21 protein-coding genes and 1 riboswitch are annotated in these 20,486 nt (G+C 55.1%); of the genes, 3 read left to right on the top strand and 18 right to left on the bottom strand.

What is annotated here, in order from left to right:
- Nucleotides 1-246 precede the first annotated feature (246 nt).
- Nucleotides 247-693, top strand: a complete 447-nt coding sequence (locus tag PGW97_RS00660; RefSeq protein ID WP_047887114.1) for an RNA recognition motif domain-containing protein — start codon at nt 247-249, stop codon at nt 691-693.
- On the opposite strand, the gene murI is transcribed toward PGW97_RS00660, so the two are convergent.
- The 3 genes from murI to PGW97_RS00645 all read right to left on the bottom strand — a co-directional run bounded on the left by murI (nt 665) and on the right by PGW97_RS00645 (nt 4,076).
- Nucleotides 665-1,450 (bottom strand): glutamate racemase, encoded by a 786-nt coding sequence (gene murI, locus PGW97_RS00655; protein ID WP_273859609.1) that lies wholly within the window; start codon nt 1,448-1,450, stop codon nt 665-667. The genes PGW97_RS00660 and murI overlap by 29 nt on opposite strands.
- Nucleotides 1,451-1,534: 84 nt before the next feature.
- The gene (locus tag PGW97_RS00650) at nt 1,535-2,200 is read right to left on the bottom strand and encodes an adenine nucleotide alpha hydrolase (RefSeq protein ID WP_273858137.1); all 666 of its coding nucleotides are present in this window, start codon (nt 2,198-2,200) and stop codon (nt 1,535-1,537) included.
- Nucleotides 2,201-2,237: 37 nt separating this feature from the next.
- Nucleotides 2,238-4,076 carry a TonB-dependent receptor domain-containing protein gene (locus tag PGW97_RS00645; protein ID WP_273858136.1) on the bottom strand — a complete coding sequence of 613 codons (1,839 nt, stop codon included), beginning with the start codon at nt 4,074-4,076 and terminating at the stop codon, nt 2,238-2,240.
- Between the two features lie 39 nt (nt 4,077-4,115).
- A riboswitch (cobalamin riboswitch) is annotated at nt 4,116-4,340 on the bottom strand.
- Nucleotides 4,341-4,489: 149 nt separating this feature from the next.
- On the opposite strand from PGW97_RS00645, the gene trmA reads away from it, so the two are divergent.
- Nucleotides 4,490-5,596: a tRNA (uridine(54)-C5)-methyltransferase TrmA gene (trmA, locus tag PGW97_RS00640; RefSeq protein ID WP_047887111.1), complete on the top strand. Its 1,107-nt coding sequence runs from the start codon at nt 4,490-4,492 to the stop codon at nt 5,594-5,596.
- Between the two features lie 106 nt (nt 5,597-5,702).
- Here the strand turns inward: trmA and PGW97_RS00635 are convergent, their stop codons facing one another.
- Together PGW97_RS00635 and fabR are read right to left on the bottom strand one after the other, a co-directional pair.
- Nucleotides 5,703-6,086 carry a YijD family membrane protein gene (locus PGW97_RS00635; RefSeq protein ID WP_047887110.1) on the bottom strand — a complete coding sequence of 128 codons (384 nt, stop codon included), beginning with the start codon at nt 6,084-6,086 and terminating at the stop codon, nt 5,703-5,705.
- Nucleotides 6,087-6,109: 23 nt separating this feature from the next.
- The gene (gene fabR / locus PGW97_RS00630; protein WP_047887109.1) at nt 6,110-6,742 is read right to left on the bottom strand and encodes an HTH-type transcriptional repressor FabR; all 633 of its coding nucleotides are present in this window, start codon (nt 6,740-6,742) and stop codon (nt 6,110-6,112) included.
- A gap of 318 nt (nt 6,743-7,060) precedes the next feature.
- Here fabR and sthA point away from each other — a divergent pair, with 318 nt between their 5' ends.
- Nucleotides 7,061-8,476, top strand: a complete 1,416-nt coding sequence (gene sthA, locus PGW97_RS00625; protein WP_207103388.1) for a Si-specific NAD(P)(+) transhydrogenase — start codon at nt 7,061-7,063, stop codon at nt 8,474-8,476.
- A gap of 150 nt (nt 8,477-8,626) precedes the next feature.
- Here sthA and cysQ read toward each other — a convergent pair whose 3' ends face one another.
- The 13 genes from cysQ to gspD form a co-directional block, all read right to left on the bottom strand.
- Complete coding sequence (gene cysQ, locus PGW97_RS00620) at nt 8,627-9,460, bottom strand: 3'(2'),5'-bisphosphate nucleotidase CysQ (RefSeq protein ID WP_047887107.1); 834 nt, start codon at nt 9,458-9,460, stop codon at nt 8,627-8,629.
- Nucleotides 9,461-9,468: 8 nt separating this feature from the next.
- Nucleotides 9,469-10,020, bottom strand: a complete 552-nt coding sequence (gene nudE / locus PGW97_RS00615; protein ID WP_217391795.1) for an ADP compounds hydrolase NudE — start codon at nt 10,018-10,020, stop codon at nt 9,469-9,471.
- 136 nt (nt 10,021-10,156) lie between these two features.
- Nucleotides 10,157-10,915, bottom strand: coding sequence for a type II secretion system protein N (locus PGW97_RS00610; RefSeq protein WP_047887105.1), 759 nt, complete (start codon nt 10,913-10,915; stop codon nt 10,157-10,159).
- A gap of 2 nt (nt 10,916-10,917) precedes the next feature.
- A complete protein-coding gene (locus PGW97_RS00605; RefSeq protein ID WP_047887104.1) occupies nt 10,918-11,394 on the bottom strand; it encodes a type II secretion system protein M in 477 nt (158 codons plus the stop codon).
- Nucleotides 11,391-12,695 carry a type II secretion system protein GspL gene (gene gspL, locus PGW97_RS00600; protein ID WP_273858135.1) on the bottom strand — a complete coding sequence of 435 codons (1,305 nt, stop codon included), beginning with the start codon at nt 12,693-12,695 and terminating at the stop codon, nt 11,391-11,393. The genes PGW97_RS00605 and gspL overlap by 4 nt, the downstream gene beginning before the upstream one ends.
- On the bottom strand, nt 12,664-13,671 hold the full coding sequence (gspK, locus tag PGW97_RS00595; protein WP_217391792.1) for a type II secretion system minor pseudopilin GspK: 1,008 nt from the start codon (nt 13,669-13,671) through the stop codon (nt 12,664-12,666). The genes gspL and gspK overlap by 32 nt, the downstream gene beginning before the upstream one ends.
- 9 nt (nt 13,672-13,680) lie before the next feature.
- On the bottom strand, nt 13,681-14,334 hold the full coding sequence (gene gspJ / locus PGW97_RS00590) for a type II secretion system minor pseudopilin GspJ (RefSeq protein WP_217391791.1): 654 nt from the start codon (nt 14,332-14,334) through the stop codon (nt 13,681-13,683).
- Nucleotides 14,321-14,695, bottom strand: a complete 375-nt coding sequence (gspI, locus tag PGW97_RS00585; protein WP_273858134.1) for a type II secretion system minor pseudopilin GspI — start codon at nt 14,693-14,695, stop codon at nt 14,321-14,323. The genes gspJ and gspI overlap by 14 nt, the downstream gene beginning before the upstream one ends.
- Nucleotides 14,692-15,285, bottom strand: a complete 594-nt coding sequence (gene gspH / locus PGW97_RS00580) for a type II secretion system minor pseudopilin GspH (RefSeq protein ID WP_207103394.1) — start codon at nt 15,283-15,285, stop codon at nt 14,692-14,694. The genes gspI and gspH overlap by 4 nt, the downstream gene beginning before the upstream one ends.
- Nucleotides 15,286-15,290: 5 nt before the next feature.
- Entirely contained in the window at nt 15,291-15,725 is a 435-nt protein-coding gene (gspG, locus tag PGW97_RS00575) for a type II secretion system major pseudopilin GspG (RefSeq protein WP_047887098.1), read from the bottom strand.
- A gap of 18 nt (nt 15,726-15,743) precedes the next feature.
- Complete coding sequence (gspF, locus tag PGW97_RS00570) at nt 15,744-16,964, bottom strand: type II secretion system inner membrane protein GspF (protein ID WP_273858133.1); 1,221 nt, start codon at nt 16,962-16,964, stop codon at nt 15,744-15,746.
- A 3-nt stretch (nt 16,965-16,967) separates the two neighbouring features.
- Nucleotides 16,968-18,470 carry a type II secretion system ATPase GspE gene (gene gspE, locus PGW97_RS00565; protein WP_273858132.1) on the bottom strand — a complete coding sequence of 501 codons (1,503 nt, stop codon included), beginning with the start codon at nt 18,468-18,470 and terminating at the stop codon, nt 16,968-16,970.
- Nucleotides 18,470-20,485: a type II secretion system secretin GspD gene (gspD, locus tag PGW97_RS00560; RefSeq protein ID WP_207103396.1), complete on the bottom strand. Its 2,016-nt coding sequence runs from the start codon at nt 20,483-20,485 to the stop codon at nt 18,470-18,472. Before gspD ends, gspE begins: the two co-directional genes overlap by 1 nt.
- Between the last annotated feature and the right edge of the window lies 1 nt (nt 20,486).

Here is a 20,486-nt window from a genome sequence, read left to right as displayed (position 1 = left end):
CGCTCCGTGTCAGTGAGGCGGCATTATAGAGACTTCGCGCACACTGACAAGTGTTTTTTTGAAAAAAAATATCGAGCGGTCATTATTTCAACTAATGTGAAATATACGCCTCTAAAATCAACATTAGAGGATCGTCACATTGACTTGCTAGTAATTCCAAGTCAATGAAAGTAATATCAATGTGACCTTGTTGTTAAAATAACCAATAACGCCTTCTTATAATTCTTATGACGATGTAGTTCTATTATGAAATTATCCAATCAAACTCTCATGCCGATTCTCGCAATCGCAGTTGTCGGGGGCATTATTTTTAGTTTCCTGCCTTTTTCCTCCGGTATTGCTTTTGCGTTAGGTTCTATCTGTACTGCTTTTATCCTTTCAGTCATTCCAACTTCAACCTCATCTCCTGACGATATCAACCAGGCCAGTAAAACGCTCTATGTCGGAAACCTGCCTTATCGAGCTAACGAAAGTGATGTGAAAGACTTGTTTGCTGAGTATGGGGAAGTGTTTGCCGTCCGCCTGATGAAAGACAAGCGAACGGGTAAACGTCGGGGATTTGGCTTTGTGGTCATGAATATCCGGGATGCCGATCAGGCCGTTGCGGCACTGAATAACAAAGAATACGGCCAGCGGACACTCAAAGTGCGTGAAGCGAACGAACCTAAGAACGAGGATAATCCAGACTTTTAATCGTCTGGAGATGCATAGCCTGCAAACTCGTATTCAGTGCCGCCGGTAAAACGGCGGCACTGTTGTATGTAAGGTTAGGCTCTTTCCGCTCGCAAGGCATCTCCCCTAATAGGGCTTTTACCCGATTGGCTATCGCCTTCCCGGAATCTACAATCTGGACCGGTTGTTCAAATGCCTGCTGGATTTCAGCTTTGATCAGCGGAAAGTGGGTACAGCCTAACACGATGCAGTCTACTCTCTGACGCCACGGGGATAGAATCTCCCGTAACTCCTCAAGGTCAACAGCCTCTCCTCGCAGTTTCTGTTCTGCCATTTCCACTAAACGGGTTGAGCCAATTCGCAACACTTCACAGTCGCGGGCAAACTGGCGGATCAGGCTGTCGGTATACGCGCGTTGAACTGTCGCGGGGGTGGCCAGTAAACCAATCACTTTCTGCTGACTTAGCAACGCCGCGGGCTTAATCGCAGGTACCACACCGACTACCGGGATAGTCAGCTGACCCCGTAAGGTGGGCAACACGATAGTACTGGCGGTATTACAAGCCACAACCACCAAATCGATCTGATGCCGTGCCACCAGCAGGTTCACTATATATGAGGTACGTTCAATCAACTCTGATTCCGGCAGTTCACCATATGGGAACGCTGCATCATCAAATGCGTAGATATATTGAACGTCCGGCAGCTGCGCATAGATCTCCTGATAAACAGAAAGGCCTCCGACGCCAGAATCAAAAATCAGTACCCGCTTCACGATTAACCTAGCTTTGTATTCTCTGAGAACGCTAATAATACTGCGAAACCCTGCCGGCGCACAAAAGCCTTCCTCATTTTACTCTCATCATGCATCCGGTAAATAACGCTGGTAATGGAACCGATGTTGACGCTCAATATGGCAGAGCGTCAGCTTGAGTACGCCTTGAAAGCACGGGGCTTCCGTTACCAGGGTATGAAACTCTCCGTTTTCGCCGCAGGGATCAACGCCAGCTGGCAGACGATGAATCAGCTCCCGACTATACCACTGCCCACAGAACTCGCCAGGTAACTGGTGGGTATCCACGGTAGTCAGTAGTGTCCGGATTCCGCGCGCCAGAATCTCATCGGCCAGCTTAGCGCTGTCTTCGCCCATCAACGGGAACACACACTGCCAACCGGCAGGCTCTATATAACTGCGCCGGTATTCGGCAATACCATTACAGAACATATCGCCAAACGCGACAGCGTCTATCTCCAGCCCACTGCTCCGCAGCCCATCGACCACACATGCCTGGTATACCTCATTCGGCGGAAAAATCTCAGGCAACGGAATCATCACCAGAGGTAACCCGGTCAATGCCGCCTGACGACGAACGACATCAATGGGCGTGGCCTGAAACGGGACTTCATCTTCCAGATAGGTGGTGTACAGACCGACCACGTCAAAAGCCGGGTCTTCAAGCAAACGCATCAGTGTCAATGTCGAGTCTTTGCCGGAAGACCAGCTGACCATAGTTTTGATAGGTTTCATAATGTAAAAAGCCACCCGAAGGTGGCTCCATGGCAGATTAAAACTGATAGGTTACAGTAGCAAAGTAACTGCGTTCCTGAACATTGTACGACTCTTTGGCCACATAATCGTGATCAAACAGATTGGCGACCCGGCCACGCAAAATCAGGTTATCACTGACGTTATAGCTGGCAGCCACATCCACTAGCGTATAAGCATCCAGCTTATTGGTATTAGCTGCGTCTTCATAGCTGGTGCCTTTGTAAATCGCACTGACATCAAACTGCCACTGTTCCAGCAGGTAAGAGACATTCCACTTCGCACTATGACGAGAACGGCGTACTAACTGATTCTTAGTTGCCTTGTCTTCTGCATCCAGATAGTCGTAGCTGACATCATGATATAAAGGCCCAGTCGCAAAGCCTGCCGTCAGCTCTACCCCTTGCAGCGTCGCTTCATTGACATTCATCGGTTTCCAGATGCTCGGGTTAGTCGCATCAGGAGCCCAGGCAATCAGATCATCAATCTCAGAGCGATACGCAGCAACCCGCCAGTCGAGTAGAGAGTAAGATCCTGCCAGAGCCAGCTCATAGTTGGTTGACTCTTCCGGTGTCAGGTTCGGGTTTCCTGAGTTTGGCCAGTACAGGTCATTAAAGGTCGGTGCCTTAAACGCCGTCCCGACATTGGCAGACAACTGAATGGCAGACACGACATCATAGGCTGCGGCAACCTGCCAGGTAGTGTGGTCACCGTAACTTTCGTTATCGTCATACCGCACACTGCCTTCCAGTTGCAGACTGCTCGGATCCCGCAGCACCGAGGTCAGATACACCGCAGTATTATCACGCTCGTCCTTGCTGTAATTGGTCGTCGTGTTGGACACTTTGTCACGGTACCACTCAACACCCCCACCAAACTCCAGCGACTCATTGTGCTGGTAGTGGTTTTGCCAGTTCACGACATTGCGTTTGGTTTTGATGGTACTGCCGCTGCTCACCGCGCTGAAGTCACGGGCTTCATCCTGGTTCTGAGCAATGGTCAGCTCACTCTGCCACTGATCACGCTGATACGCTGCCTTAGCGGCCACGTTATACAGTTTGCTTTCATTCTGGGCATCCGGTGTGGAAATAAGGTTACCGGACGAATCGAAGAAACCACCGTCGTACTCGGTCTCACCTTCATGGTAATAACCTTGCAGGCTGACTTTCAGGTTGTCATTCAGGTGGGTACCAATCTCCGCCACGACGTTACGGCTCTCATAACCGTCTTTGTCCTGCTCATAAGGCGCTTTACGTGCCGAAAACCCGCTGGTTTCCTCACCTTTGACCGCCAGCTTACCCCAGCTTTGCTGACCCAGACTACCGGCAACAGAACCGCCCAGCTGATAGTAGTCATCACTCCCCGCGCTAGCGGTAACTTCGGCCAGTGTTTCACCCGGCTGATAAGTGGTAATGATATTCAGCACCCCACCGACCGCATCAGAGCCATACAGCGCCGCACGTGCGCCACGGATAAACTCGATCCGCTCAATGCCGGTCAGTGGAATCTGGCTGAAATCCGCCGAGCCCAGCGTGGCACTGCCAATGCGGACACCGTTGATCATCACCAGCAAATGACGGGATGAAGTACCCCGCACATACACTTCCGTTGTCTGGCCATATCCTGCGGAAACAACCTGCACACCCGGCAGACGACGCAGCACTTCAGACAACGATTTCGCCTGGATGGCATCAATCTCTTCCTTGGTGACAATAGATACAGGAGCAATCACATTTTTGACAGGTTGCTCAAAACGGTTGGCAGTCACCACCATGACTTCATCGGCTTGCTGGGTGGCCATGACACCAGACGACAGACACACTTGTGCCAACGCCACTGCTAAAAGCGTTTTTTTCATTATTTGGATACCTTAAGTCGCGTTAATTACTGAGTAGCGGGGCTACTCGGTACACTGGTCGGTCTTCGGACTTAAGAGCATGGTTGAACAACCACCTAGGCAACAACTTCCCACTTCAATCGACAGCATTGCACCGTCTGCAGAAGCAGTGTTCGGAACTAACGTCCTTGTGCTTTCGTTCTCTATCACCGCTGCGCGTCAGTCACGGATTCTCACCGCATTCCCCTGCCTGTTATCAGGCAAACCAGCGCACTGCGAATGCTAGTTATCCCTTCCCTTAATGTCTAGTTCCGTTTGCTATTGATTATGAATAATCGCTCGTAACACCATTTTTATCCGGCTCAACACTGGACATCGGTCAACAATGCAATAAAATCTTGCGCTCTTATTTTGAGCAGTTTGAGGCAACCACTATGGCAACCACCGCAATCAATCCGGCTGAGTACCAGACTCAGCTTGATGAGAAAGCAGCGCGTATCCAGAATATCTTCGCAGATTTCGATACCCCGGAACTGGAGGTTTTTGCCTCACCTGCTGAGCACTACCGCATGCGTGCCGAGTTTCGGGTCTGGCATGAAGGCGAAGACCTGTACTACATCATGTTCAATCAGGAAACCCGCGAGAAATACCGCGTGGATCAGTTTCCGGCGGCCAGCCGCCTGATTAATGATCTGATGCCTCTGCTGGTTGACGCCCTTAAGCCGGTCAAAGCCCTGCGCCACAAGCTGTTCCAGGTTGATTTTCTCTCTACCCTGAGCGGTGAGATTCTGGTTTCCCTGCTGTATCACCGTCAACTGGATGACGAATGGGTTCGTGAAGCCAAAGCACTGAAACAGCGCCTGAACGATGAAGGCTTCAAGCTGAATTTCATTGGCCGCGCACGCAAACAGAAAATCGTGCTGGATCAGGAATTCGTGATCGAAAAACTGAACGTTCACGATCAGGTTCTGACGTACAAACAAGTTGAAAACAGCTTCACTCAGCCAAACGGCGAAGTTGCGCAGAAAATGCTGGAATGGGCCGTTGACTGCACCCAAGACAGCGATGGTGACCTGCTGGAGCTGTACTGCGGCAACGGCAACTTCTCGCTGGCACTGGCCAAGAACTTTGACCGCGTGCTGGCTACCGAACTAGCAAAGCCGTCCGTTGACTCTGCACAGTACAACATTGCGGTAAACCAGATTGAGAACGTGCAAATCATCCGTATGTCAGCGGAAGAGTTCACCGAAGCGATGGAAGGCCGTCGAGAGTTTCGCCGCCTGAAAGATCAGGGCATTGATCTGCAGAGCTACAACTGCAACACCATCTTTGTCGATCCGCCGCGTTCGGGCATGGATGAAGGCACATGCCGTATGGTTCAGGGCTATGAGCGTATCATGTACATTTCCTGTAACCCGGACACCCTGAAAGAGAACCTGGAGATCCTTGGCGAGACGCACCGCATTACGCGCTTTGCCCTGTTTGACCAGTTCCCTTACACCCATCACATGGAAGCCGGTGTACTGCTAGAGCGCAAATAACCGCCGAGCAAACCACCATTTGGGTAAAGGCATAAACCCCAAATAGCAAAAAGGCACCGATAGGTGCCTTTTGAGTTTTTACAGAACCGTGTCTGAAAGAAGGGGCTTACGCTTCCGCTTCTGCCTGAACTTCTGCTTTTGTTTTCATGATACCCAGCTTGTAGGCTACCCAGAACAGCAGGCCCAGCGCGATCATCAGCGGCAAGAAGTTTGAGCCCATTTCCGGCGTCTGCGCACGCAAGAACGCAGAGTAACCGAACGCACCTACCAGGAAGCAGGCAAAAGCAATCGCCGGCGTACCTTCTGCCATTGGTTTGCTCAGGTACTCCTGATACAGGCAGTACACAGCCAGCGCAAACGCAATCACAGGGAAGACAGAGAAAGACACAGCGCTTGAAGTCAGTACAGCCAGGGTCGCATTACCACACAGACCAGCCAGCAACGACAGCACCAGTGTTTTGCGTTCAGCTTTAATTTGATCCTTGTTCATATCCTTTCACCAAGATAATAAAGTTAGAGTTTCTGCCTGAGCTCTCGACGCTCACGCTCTTTGCGATACCAATAGGCACCCTTCGCAATCATTCGCAATTGCATAATCAATCTTTCAGCATGCTCAGCGCGAGCATGGCTGTCTAAGTCCAGTGCTTCTGCACCGGAACTGAACACCAGCGTGACCGATGCTTCCGCCTGGGTATAGGCTTCATCATGCGTCACCCCGGTTTTTGCTTCCAGGTACTCCGTCAGTTCAGCCACAAAATGCTGAATTTCCCGAGCAACGGCGGCCCGAAACGCCGGCGACGTTCCGGAGCGCTCGCGAAGCAGTAACCTGAATACGTTCGGGCTGCTCTCGATAAACTCCATGAAGGTTTCTACCGAGGTGCGGATTACACTGCCTTCTTTGGCAATACGCTGGCGAGCCTGACGCATCAACTGGCGCAGGATCAACCCCCCTTCGTCCACCATGGTTAAACCCAGTTCATCCATGTCTTTGAAATGACGATAAAACGATGTTGGGGCAATCCCGGCCTCTCTGGCCACTTCCCGCAGGCTAAGGTTCGAAAAACTGCGTTCAGCGCTTAACTGGTTAAATGCAGCGTCAATCAGTGAGCGGCGGGTTTTTTCTTTTTGCTGAGCCCTGATACCCATGGATTTGTTGCTTCTCTTATGATTGTCTTGCGTCAAGTTTGATGCCCACTATACGCGCTTTCCTACAGCCATCAAAACATAGTAATTCCTGACAGAACCTTTATCAAAGCACGATTTGCCAGTTTTTCTACTGGCTCACACTCTCCATCGCAAGCCCCGCAACAAACCCCGCCGTCAAAATCCGTCACTTTTCACGGCTTATTGACGTCACAACGTGATCATTCCCTATCTATCACTGCCCGCTGATTTTACCTGCTTTTATAAAAAGTTAAAATGACCACACAGCAATGTTGCAAGGATGATAAGAAAGGCTCAGCAATGATAAACAGCAAACAACCCCATACCCAACACTTTGACGCCATTATCATCGGAAGCGGTCCGGGCGGCGAAGGAGCCGCGATGGGGCTGACCAAAGCCGGTTTCAATGTCGCCATTATTGAACGGGAAGATCGCGTCGGCGGAGGCTGTACCCACTGGGGCACCATTCCTTCCAAAGCCCTGCGCCATGCCGTCAGCCGGATCATCGAGTTCAACCAAAATCCGCTGTACTGCAAGAATAACTCCAGTCTGCACAGCACATTCAGCCAGATTCTGGGGCATGCCGAAGATGTGATCAGCAAGCAGACCCGAATGCGCCAGGGGTTCTACGACCGTAATCAGTGCACCATCATTTTTGGCGAAGCCAGCTTCACCGGCAGCCACACCATCAGCGTGCGCAAACCGGACGGTACCCACGAGCAGTACAGCGCCGACAAATTTGTCATCGCCACCGGTTCACGTCCGTATCACCCGTCTGATGTGGATTTCAGCCACAGCCGGGTTTACGACAGCGACTCCATTCTGAAGCTCAAGCATGACCCACGCCATATCATCATCTACGGAGCCGGGGTTATTGGTAGCGAATATGCCTCGATTTTCCGCGGCCTTGGGGTCAAGGTCGATCTGATCAACACCCGTGACCGGTTGCTGGAATTCCTCGACAATGAAATTTCTGACTCGCTGTCGTATCACTTCTGGAACAACGGAGTGATGATCCGCAACGGGGAAACTTACGAGAAGATTGAAGATACCGGTGACGGCGTGATTCTGCATCTGCAGTCAGGCAAAAAAATGCGGGCTGATTGCCTGCTCTATGCCAACGGCCGAACCGGTAACACCGATCGCCTCAACCTGAGCAAGGTAGGCCTGACCCCGGACTCCCGCGGCCAGCTGAAAGTGAACCAGAATTACCGCACCGATGCCGAGCACGTCTACGCGGTCGGTGATGTCATTGGCTACCCAAGCCTGGCCAGTGCCGCCTACGATCAGGGGCGCTTCGTGGCTCAGGCCATCGCCAACGGTGAGGCCGAAGGCAAGCTTATCGATCATATCCCGACCGGTATCTACACCATCCCGGAGATCAGCTCCGTCGGCAAAACCGAGCAGGAGCTGACCGCCGAGAAAGTACCGTATGAGATTGGCCGTTCCCAGTTTAAACACCTGGCCCGGGCCCAGATCGCCGGAACCGACGTCGGCAGCCTGAAGATCCTGTTCCATCGCGAAACCAAAGAGATCCTCGGGATCCACTGCTTTGGTGAGCGTGCCGCCGAGATCATCCATATCGGTCAGGCGATCATGGAGCAAAAAGGCGAAGGCAATAACATTGAATATTTCGTCAATACCACCTTCAACTACCCGACCATGGCAGAAGCCTATCGGGTGGCGGCGCTTAATGGCCTGAACCGGCTGTTCTGAAAGCAGCATGGGTCCGCTGAGGTCAGCGAAGATCATCGTTAACCTCGCTGTCCTCAATGCTCTGCCCCCTGTCACTGTCCCATAAAAAAACGGAGCCAAAAGGCTCCGTTTTTTTATTCAATCGCTGTCTGGGGCGAGTTGCGCACAGGCTTACTTCAGTTCCATCATCCGGTTGTCCGGCGTCAGAATGGATGCCCATGGCAAGCTCTCGTCACCCAGGGTAATAAAGTTCGGGTTTTCCAGCGTATCCCGCTCGTTATAGGAAAGCGGCGTCAGGTGAGTATTGAGGATACGTCCGCCAGCTTCCTCGACAATGCACTGGGTGGCTGCCGTATCCCACTCACCGGTTGGCCCCAACCGCAAATAGCAGTCAACAGCACCCTCGGCCACCAGACAGGCTTTCAGCGCGGCTGAACCCAGTGGGACCAGATCGTAATTTAGCGCCGGATCCAGCCGGCTGGTAATGGCGCGAATGTTCTGGCGGCGACTGATCGCCACCGCGATGGACTGTGTCGGCAACTCATGTTTGTGGGTTGAAATCCGCACGGTTTCCCCTTCCGGGGTGGTCTTCCAGGCGCCCTTGCCCTGATAAGCGTAATACACCACGCCGGATACCGGAGCATACACGACTCCCATCACCGGCCTGTGGTTATCAACCAGCGCGATGATCGTGGCGAAGTCACCGCTGCGAGCGATAAACTCCTGCGTCCCGTCCAGCGGGTCCACCAGCCAGTAACGCTGCCATTGGCTGCGCTCTGCCAGCGGAATGTCGGCGGCTTCCTCTGACAGCACCGGAATATCCGGAGTCAGTTCGCTCAGGCGGGACACCACCAGTTTATGCGCGGCTAAGTCCGCACTGGTCACTGGCGTATTGTCCTGTTTGATTTGTTTTTCAAACTGGCCACGCTGGTAAATATCAAGAATGACCTGCCCGGACGAACGGGCAATATCAATTACTTGAGGTAATAGGTTCGATAAGTCCATTGTCGCTCCTATTTCGCGAGATGTTTCAACGCCAGGAACAGGGCGGTGATGCTCCGCGCTTCGGCAAAATCCAAATGGCTGATCAATTCTTCTGCCTGATTGACCGGCCAGCGTACCACTTCCAGTGGCTCAGGCTCGTCCCCTTCCAGTTGTTCCGGGTACAGTTCCTGCGCCAGAAACAGGGTCATTTTGCTGGAGAAATACGACGGGGCCAACACGACCTCTTTCATCGGCTGAAGCTGACGGGCACCAAAGCCAATCTCTTCTTTCAGCTCACGGTTTGCGGCCTCGGAAGGCAGTTCGCCATGATCCACCAAGCCTTTCGGAAAGCCGAGTTCGTATCGCTCCGTCCCGGCTGAATATTCGCGGATCAGCAACAGATCACCTTCCGCGGTCACCGGGACCACCAGCACGGCATGACGACCTGACGGTTTCATCCGCTCATAGGTTCGCTCAACGCCATTTGAAAAGCGCAGATCCAGCGACTCGATTTTAAACAGCCGCGACTGAGCGACTACTTCCGTAGCCAGAATTTCTGGTTTGTTTTTGTCTGCTGCCATGACCTGTCCTGTCTACTTGCTGCTGCCAACCGCCGCAGCCAGGGGAAAACCGTATTTAATGGCAACGGAGAGGGGAAATAAAGCATTTTATGAAGAAAACGTTAACCCAAACCCGACTGTGCGAGTCGGGTATTGGTTAAAAGCGTCCGCTGTAGGTGATTTTATACTGCCCTTTGGGATCCGGATTACCGAGCCATTTCAGCTGCTGGCCTAATTGCGGGGAAAACTCAGCGCCCGGCTTAAACCAGCCATTGAGGGTATAGCGGTTGCCCGGCTCCAACGACAGGGCAAATTCACTCGACACCTCCGTGGAAGACTGGCGGATATCGGCCAGCACTTTCCCCTGATCACAGCGAAGATCAGCCAGTACCGGTCCCGGATTCACGCCGCCCATCGGCGAGCCCACATTGGCCGCGCTCCAGGCCAGTGCACCGTTCAGCTCCGCACAATATGGCGCGGCAAACTGGTAATCACGCACCGTCAGTTCCAGGTTACCCGCCACAGTCAGCGGCAGGGCCATTGGGACATTGCGCATCACTTCACGGGCCGGCAAAGACACCAGCAGGTTCTCAGCGAACGCTCCCTGACTACTGTAGCCCACCAACCCGCGGCCGGTCAGGTTCATGTCACTGCCCTGCCCGAATCGCACATCAAACTGCAGGCGGGCCGTCAGCAACGACAGCACATGCATGTCCCATTGCAGACGCCCGAAATTCTTTCCTTGCCAGCGAATCTGACTGGCGCGGCCCTGCCATAACGTACCGGAGATGCCGCCGACATCCAGCCCCTGTACGGCCGGTATCTGCTGCCAGACCCAGCTGGCCGGAATATGCGCCACAGCACTGCCCAGCAGTACCACCCCAAATGAAACGCCAGTTAAGACTTTAAACTTCACACTTACCCCCGCCCTAACTGCAAGCGGTTAACTTCGACCATACCCGTCCTGTCGGTTTTGGTCACATCGAGAAACTGCGTATCAATGCCATGTTCATCACGCAAAAACGCCAGCCAGTTGACCAGGGTGTTGAACGGCACGGGTTTCACCCACACCTGCACCGCTTCACTGCGGGGCTGCATCCGAATCACTTCAATCTGGAACCGGCGGGTTGTTTCATTGATCACCTGATTCAGCCCTTTATCACTGACCGAACCGGTTGAGCCGGATGTCCCGCGCAGGGCGACGATCTCATCCGCTTTCTGGCTGACCCAACTTAATAGCTGGCGTTCCCGCTGCAGATGCGTTTCGGCATTGGCAGCCGAGTTAGCCATCGGCTGCCAGATCCCCCAGTACAATATCGCGATGAACAGGGCGATTCCGCCCCCCAGAACCAGTCGCTGTTCTCTCAGGCTGAGCCCGTTCCACCAGGCTTTCATGATTTTCTCCTTACCACGACGGCGCCGGTAACCTGATTACCTTCCCGGTTCAACTGCCCCTGCTCAACCTCAAACTGCTCGGTAAGCAAGGTGCGTAATTGCTCAAAATGCTGGAACTCGGCGGCAACCGCCTGGAACCGGATTTCGCCCCGGTTCTGATCGTATTTCAGGCTCTGCACCGTCAGCTGCGGAACTTTCGCCAGCGATGGCTGCAGCTGGGCCAGCCACGGCAGCAGACCACTGTCATTGGCGCCCCCCCCCAACCGGGTCAATTCACTGCTCATCTGACGCTTCAGGTAACTCTCCGACGGAATACGCTGAAACTGCGGCAGAACCTGACGGAAAATACGCTCGCTCTCAGCCCGGTATACGTCAGCCTGCGCGTCTTTGGCCTGAACCGACACCACATGTTCGGTGCCCACCACCGCCAGCAAGACAGCGGCTGCAATCGCCACTTTCCGCCACGGTTTTAGGTACTTGCGCCAGGCCGGTTGCAGCTTGTACGGGCCAGACAATAAGTTAGCCTTATGGCCGATGACGCCCTGTGCCAGCAACTGCATCACCAGCTCTGGTGTTTCCGCTTTCCACAGCCCCGGCATCCCGGCCGGTGCCGGTGTGTAGTGGTGAATCCGGTGCTCCGGATCGCGCGACAGCTCCGTCCCGGATGCCACGGTGGCGTCATCTGACGCAGTATCCGCTGGCTCGTTAAGCGCTTCCTCATCCGCGTCATCCGCCCGCGGTACTATCGGGGTTTGCTGCGCAGACAACCAGGCCGGTAGCCACGCGGCTTCGGCACCAATGCCCAGCATCTCAGACTGACGGATCAACCAGAGACCATCCAGTTCAGCCGCGGTGTACCCCTGATCAAACAGCGGCAGACACAAACAATCCGGCACCACAGCCTTGATTTCAATCCCGGCATCACTCAATGCAGCCAGCCAGTGCTCCATCTTACGATGTTCCAGCACCGCGACCTGAGCACTGTCACCGCTTTTTTTCAGCAAATGCACATGCAGATGGTCAACGTCCTGTGCCAGCTCTTCCTCCAGCAGGAACGGTAATACCGCTCCAAGCTGACGGCTGCTGCCGGCCGGGATCGTCACCTGCGTCAGCAGCACGTCACAGGCCGGGGCCAGTGCATATACCGTACGCTGGGTAGCATACTCCGCGATCTCGCCCAACTGGCTGATATCCGCCAGTTGGCCCGAAGCAATCACTTCATGTTGTTGTGGCGACCAGACAAGCCATTGCACCGGCTGTTCAGCACGGCTACTGAGCCTGATTGTCAGAATTTCGCTCACTGATTCCTCCATAACGACGACGCACAACCGTCACCTTGTTATCACTATCTCGTTTGAGCAAGGCCACCAACCGGACCCTGGCACGATCCACCAGGATCTCTGTGTCTAACTGAAAATAATCGCTTTTGACGCTGATAAATGCCTTTACCTGTTTCTTCACCTCGGCATCCATGCTGGACAGCACCGGATCAGCCAGAAAATCATCTTCACTGTTCCAGCCGTCATAAGGACGTTCCGCAATCAGCTTCTGCGCATCACTGAGCGCCAGCCGGGGAGAGAACAGACCCACCAGAATGGCGGCTTGTTTCTCATCCAGGGTATTCACATTCACCCGCAACTCCTTGCTGGGAATGGCACACAGCAACGGCCGGGCTAACTGGTAAATCTCGGCGCTAACGCCATTGACCGCCCGCAGTTCGGAAATATCTGCCATCCAGTCACGTGGCGGCAGGTAAGGCGGACGAAACCCTTCGTAGGTACTGTCACCGGCCCCGAAAGCCGCATTCACCGCTTCATCTGGATCGACATATTCCCATACCGAGTCGGCCACCACTTCTGCGTCGTAGCTGTCGACCCCGGCTTCTTCCAGAATCATCTGCAACGCACGCACTTCAAAAGGTTTGGCGGAGCTGCCCGTCACCGGACGGATGCCGGACAATGCATTGACGTTGAAACACGCCTGACGATCGACAATATCACCAATGGCCTCGCCGCCTTCCAGCGGATAACGCTGCCCACGGGTTGCCCATGCCTGACTGAGGTTCACCGTCTCGCTGTCCGCCAGACTTTTCTCGATGGCGACTTTGCCTAACGCTTCCATCCCCTGGGCATACCAGAACGCCTGCTGATTCTGGATCTGGTTTTCCACCCGATAAAAATTCAGGTGCAGCCGTTCACTCATCTGTACCGCCAACAGCGTCATCAGCGCCATTAACATCAGCACGACGATCAGGGCGACACCTTTTTGCTGTTTCATCTCTGCCCCTTACGTCTCACTGGCTTCCAGCACCGAGTGCGGCAACATATACACCCGCTCGATTTCACCGTAGTCTTTCAGGGTCAGCCTGACCATCACGCCTTCCGGCAGGGCGGCGGGGGTAGTCCATTCATCAGACCAGGTTTTGTCACTGTAAAAACGGAAAGTGACCGATTCGACCCCGGTCAGGATCGGCCGCACCAGCGGCTCTGCACCGACCACCGTATCGGGATAGCGCAGCCACACCCGCTCCAGAGTCCCCTCGACCACCCGGTAGCCGACTTTCAGTACTTCGCCGCGCGGAAACATCTGCTGCGGGTTCTGCCAGCCGAGACGGGTAAACAGAATACCCTGACTGGACGAATCCAGCAGGTACTCCCCACTGCGCAGCAGGGTATCGCTGACCAGCTCCCCCTGATCCCGCACCTTACGCGGCACCACCTGCCGAAAATCGTTGTCGAGCATCACCATCGCCCGCTGGATTTCCTGCAGCCGTTCGTTGTGATCCCGAGACTGGGCATCACTGCGCTGCACCCCGTTCATCACCTGATAAGCGGACAGGCTGAGCATGGCAAACACTGCGATGGCAACCAGCACTTCCAGCAGGGTAAACCCCGCCGCTTGTTTCACTCGCGAGCGAGCTGATGGGTTAATTCTCAACATAAGTTCTCAGGGTCACGATAGACTGCTTACGCTCAGCGTCGGTCGCGACGGTAACATCCAGCGCCCGCAGAAAACCGTCAGCGGTTTTGGTGCTTTTAATGGACCAGTACCACTCCCGGCCGGCCAGTTCGGATTTCCCGCGCTTAACGGCAGTCGGGATCTCCCCGGACAGCCTGACCTTAGCCAGTTCGTTGTCCGCGACCATAGCGGCAAATGTCTTTTCTTCCAGATACCCCAGCGTATTGAGGTGCTGACTGACCGCTTTCATCACGCTCAAGGCCGCGGTCGCAAACACAGCCAGTGCCACCAGCACTTCAAGCAGAGTCATGCCGCGCGCGCGCGACGGGTGCTTACGTGTCATAAGCCCTCCTGCTCGGTCTGGCTCTTGATGGATTCGCCCGGCGGCAATAAAAAAACCCGCCCGACTTCATCCGCCTGAACCCGCCAGAACTGGTTTTCCCCTTCCACTTCAAAGTTCAGGGTAAAGGGGGTGTATTCCCCACTGGCCATCACGACCACCTGAGGCGGTTTCACTTTGTCTTTATCAGTTTGTTCAGCAAACAAGTCTTCGTTGAACAGCGATCCGGGTTTGAACAGCCTGTCCTGATCCTGCCAGGAGAAACTGCCGACCTCGAGATCCAACCGCACCGACTCATCCACGTCCACTTTGGTGAAAAAACGGGATTCCGTCAGCGGCTGCCAGTCACGACCGGTTAGCTGAAGAAACTGGTACCCATGGCGCTCAATACGGACCCCGTAATCGGTGCCGTTGAGCAGGGCATCCTCACCCAGCAACTGGATGAGGTGATGAAAACGCGCTGCCTCCTCGCGAACGGTGTCTTCCCGGCTTTCCGGCAGGGAAATCATGACCGCGACGGCACTGGTTGCCAGCAGCACCAGCACCAACAGAATTTCAATCAGGGTAAACCCGGCAGCGCGTTGATTGGTCATCGGGATCAGTAGTCCAGCATGTTCCAGTTGCCGATGTCGGTGTTCACCCCGTCACCGCCTTCCTGACCATCCGCCCCCAGGCTGAAGATATCCACAGCACCGTGCTCACCCGGCATCACGTAGTGGTAATCGTTCCCCCATGGATCCTGCGGCAGACGCTTGATGTAGCCACCGTTGCGGTAATTGCGCGGTTCAGGGCTTGAAGCCGGCTTGGTCACCAGCGCTTCCAGACCCTGATCGGTCGTCGGGTACACACTGTTATCCAGCTTATACATGTCCAGTGCCTGCTCCAGCGCACTGATGTCGGTCACGACTTTCTGCTGATCGGCTTTTTCCTTGTTGCCCAGCAGGTTTGGAACCACCAGACTGGCGAGAACGCCCAGAATGACGATCACAACCATCACTTCCAGCAGGGTAAAGCCGCGTTGTTTGCGTTGCATTGAAAAGACCTCCAAAAATTACATTCCGACCATATTGTTCAAAGCAATGATCGGCATTAGGGTAGCAATAACAATAAACATCACGATGCCAGCCATCGCGACGATCAATAAGGGTTCAAAAATGCCCAGCGCCATGTTCACCAGCGATTCGAAATCCCGATCCTGGTTATCGGCGGCGCGGGTCAGCATCTGTTCCAGTTCCCCACTGCGCTCACCGCTGGCAATCATGTGCAGCATCATCGGCGGGAACAGGCGGGTCTGCTCCAGGGAGACCCGCAGACTCGAGCCTTCACGCACCTTGTCGGCCGCTTCGCGAACCTGCTGATTGACCCAGGTGTTGGTCATGACATCAGAGGCCACTTTCATCCCTTCCAGCAGCGGGATAGCACTGGAGGTACAGATCGACAAAGTACGGGCAAACCGTGAGGTATTGAGGCCCCGCGCAACTTTGCCGATCACCGGCAGGTGCATGACCCAGCGATCCCACTTGAGCCGGAAATCCGGCCGCCGCAGTGCCGCTTTGAGCAGCGCAAACAGACTCACCAGCCCGATCACGACAGCCAGCCCCCAGTTCTGGACAAAATCACTGGCTGCCAGCAGCACTTCAGTGACGGTCGGCAGCTCCTGTCCCATCTGAACGAACTGATCGACGATTTTCGGAACCACAGTCGCCAGCAGGAACGACACCACCGCAACCGCCACTAGGGTCAGCATGGTCGGATAAATCATCGCCTGTTGCAGTTTGCTGCGCATATGCTGGCGGTTCTCGGTGTAATCTGCCAGCCGGTTTAGCACGGTATCCAAGTGGCCGGATTTTTCCCCAGCCGCCACCATCGCCCGAAACAGCTGGTCGAAGATATGCGGATACTCTGCCATTGAGTCTGACAGGGTGTAGCCTTCCACCACCCGCGAACGCACAGCCAGCAGCATGTTCTTGAGACGGGGCTTTTCGCTCTGCTCGGCAACGGCTTTCAGGCACTCTTCAAGCGGCATCGCCGCCTGCACCAGCGTCGCCAGCTGGCGGGTGATCAGCGACAGCTCAGTCGTGCTGATCCCGCGCCGGAGATGAAAACCGCCACTGGCTTTTTTCTTCTCCCGCTCATGCGATTGCGCCACTTCCAGCGGGATCAGCCCCTGCTCACGCAGTTGCTGGCGAACCTGGCGGGCAGTATCACCCTCCAGCACGCCTTTCTTCTGTCGGCCACGGGCATCCAGAGCCTTGTATTCAAATGCCGCCATCCGTTAGCCCTCCCTGGTGACGCGCATCACTTCTTCGAGGGTCGTGATCCCGGCTTTGACTTTCGCCAGCCCGTCATCACGAATACTCGGGGTATGGGCCCGAATGGATTTTTCGATTGCCATTTCACCGGCATCGGCGTGAATCAGCTCCTGCACTTTTTCATCCACCAGCAACAGCTCGTGGATCCCGGTCCGACCGCGATAACCTTTGGCATTACAGGCTTCACAGCCACCGGCATGGTACAGGGTTAAAGGGTCAGTCGGTGCCAGGCCAAACAGTTTCTTCTGCTCGGCATCCGCTTCGTACGGCTGGCGGCATTTCGGACACAGGGTCCGAACCAGACGCTGGGCCAGTACCCCCAGCAGCGACGACGACACCAGAAACGGCTCAATCCCCATATCGCGCAGACGGGTGATCGCACCGACCGCGGTATTGGTGTGCAGGGTCGACATCACCATGTGACCGGTGAGGGATGCCTGCACCGCAATGGAAGCGGTTTCCAGGTCACGGATTTCCCCGACCATCACCACATCCGGGTCCTGACGCAAAATGGCACGCAGGCCCCGGGCAAACGTCATGTCAACTTTCGGGTTAACCTGGGTCTGGCCGATGCCGTCGATATCAAATTCAATCGGGTCTTCAACCGTCAGGATATTGCGCTCGTGCCCGTTAAGTTCCTGCAGGCCGGCATACAAGGTGGTCGATTTACCCGAACCGGTCGGGCCGGTGACCAGAATAATACCGTGCGGACGCTCAATCAGGCGGCGGAAACTGGCATGGTTGGCAGGGGTCATCCCAAGGCTGTGCAGATCCAGACGGGTGGCATTTTTGTCCAGCAGACGCAGTACCACACGTTCACCGTGCGATGACGGCATGGTCGATACCCGCACATCCACCGCCCGGCCACCGATCCGCAGAGAAATCCGGCCATCTTGCGGCACCCGTTTTTCCGCGATATCAAGGCGCGCCATTACCTTAATCCGCGACACCAGCAGAGGAGCCAGCTTGCGGCTTGGCTGCAGCACCTCACGCAGCACACCGTCCACCCGGAAACGGATGGACAGCGCTTTCTCGAACGTTTCAATATGGATATCCGACGCCGCTTCCTTGATGGCTTCTGCCAGCATGGCATTGATCAGTTTGATGATCGGCGCGTCGTCTTCGGACTCGAGTAAGTCCTCGGTTTCCGGCAGCTCTTCTGCCAGCGCAAAGAAATCATCGCTGTCGGAGCCGAGATCTTCCATCAACTGGCGGGCTTCTGATGAATCCCGCTGGTACGCTTCAGTCAGCTTGAGCTCAAACGCTTTGTCGTCCAGCGGCTGGGGTGAGAAGCTTCGGCCTGTCACCCGGCGGATTTCCGCCAGCACCACCGCAGACAGAGTGCCGCCGTGATACAGGGTGATGCCCTGCTCACCCGCTTCCAGCACAACCCGGTGGCGCTTGGCAAAGGAGAACGGCAACCGCACCAGCGGTTGCATTTCACCTGACAGACTTGCCTCAGCCATTACTGAACCTCCTCCAGCTGCGCCACGAAGGCACGGACTTCCGGCGGCAGCGAAATATCACTGCCGTACTTCGGCAATACCGGCACCTTGGCGTCCGGCATCAGCTTCAGCCCTTTGTCCGCCCGGTACAGCTGCTCAGCACGGATATAGTTGTATTTCCGCTGGGTCAGGCCATCGGCAGTCACGCCATCACGGATAATGGTCGGCTTGATGAACACCATCAGGTTGGTTTTCCCCTTGGTGGTGTTGGTGGACTTGAACAGGTGGCCCAGAATCGGAATATCACCCAGCAGCGGTATTTTCTGCTCGTTCTCATTGACCTGATCCTGAATCAGGCCGCCCAGCACAATCATCTGGCCGTCTTTCACCAGCACGGACGTGGTCAGCTGACGCTTGGAGAAGCGCACGTCCACGGCCCCGTTGGCCCCGAGCACGTTGGACACTTCCTGCTCAATTTTCAGCTGCACCGAGTCCCCTTCGTTGATCTGCGGTGTCACATTCAGCTTGATCCCCACTTCCTTACGCTCGACGGTCTGGAACGGGTTATCGTTGTTGGCGCTGGAGGTCGAACCGGTCACCACCGGCACTTCCTCACCGACAATAAAGGATGCTTCGCCGTTGTCCATCACCGTGATACTTGGCGATGACAGGATGTTGGAATGGCGATCAGAGGCCACGGCATTGATCAGCATGGTCCAGTCGCCCATCACGATCCCCAGCGCGGCGCCGTTGACACCACCCAGCACGCTGGCCAGGGTACTGAAGTCACCGTCTTCTCTGATGGTACGGGTCTGCTCGATACCGTTGGCATCAATGTAGGTTTCGGTACGGGTCGTTTCCTTGGCTTCTTCCAGGCCGACCGCATACTGGGAAATCGGCACGCCGGAGTTACCGAACTGAATCACGCCGCCGTCCGTCGACCCCCATTGCACCCCGAAGTTCAGGCCGTCACCTTCCGACAGCTCCACAATCATCGCTTCAATCAGCACCTGCGCACGACGGATATCCAACTGGGCAATGATGTTTTCCAGCGCCCGCATAATATCCGGCGGCGCCGTCAGAATCAGGGCGTTGGTTTCAACGTGGGCGGAAATCATGACATCGGCTTTACCGGCCGGCGGGGTCTTGGCATTGCCCTGTTTTTCCGCCTGCAGGTTATCCGACACGCCCTTGAGCACATCCACCATGTCTTCTGCATTGGCGTACTTGAGGTAGACCACCCGGTTGTTTCCGGACGAGGCCATTTCTTTATCCAGCTGGCGAATCAGGCGTTTCAGGCGGTTACGCACCTGCGGGTCACCAGACAGCAGCACCGCGTTGGTGCGATCGTCAGCCACCAGCTTCGGCTGGAGGAATTCCGGGGTAGACTTGGCATCGGCGGTCTTGTTCAGCGCTTCCACGACCCGCACCATTTCGGCGGCCGAAGCATTACGCAGCTCGACAACATCGATCTCTTTATCACCGGCACGGTCCACCCGCTCGATGATTTCAGCCAGGCGATTAACGGTCGCAGCGCGGCCGGTGATCATGATGATGTTCGCCGGGTCGTAGTGCACCACGTTACCGGCCCCGGCGTTGTCGTTCAGCTGGCGCAGCAGCGGCGACAGTTCACGTACCGAGACATTGCGCACGGCAATCACCCGGGTCACGACTTCATCACCTTTAACCCGACTGTCACCGACCACCGGAATGGCGGAGATTTTGGCATCTTTGTCGCGCACAACCTTGAGCACGCCGTTGTCCATTTCAACCACGGCAAAGCCGTACACTTCCAGAACATTCAAGAAGAACTGGTAGTACTGTTCATCGTTGAGCAAATCGTAACTGCGAACATTCACCTGGCCGCGCACAGCCGGGTCGACGATAATCGTTTTCTGTAGATTCCGGCCGACAATATTGATGAATTCCTGTATATCGGTCCCTTTAAAACTGGCGCTAAACTCGCTGGCCATTGCCGAGCTGCACAACAAGCTGCCCGCCAGCCAGAGGGCACTTTTACCCATCCATTTTTTCACA

This window comes from Photobacterium sp. GSS17 (assembly GCF_028621875.1).
Classification (GTDB): domain Bacteria; phylum Pseudomonadota; class Gammaproteobacteria; order Enterobacterales; family Vibrionaceae; genus Photobacterium; species Photobacterium ganghwense.
This window is presented reverse-complemented; position numbering and strand designations above follow the sequence as displayed.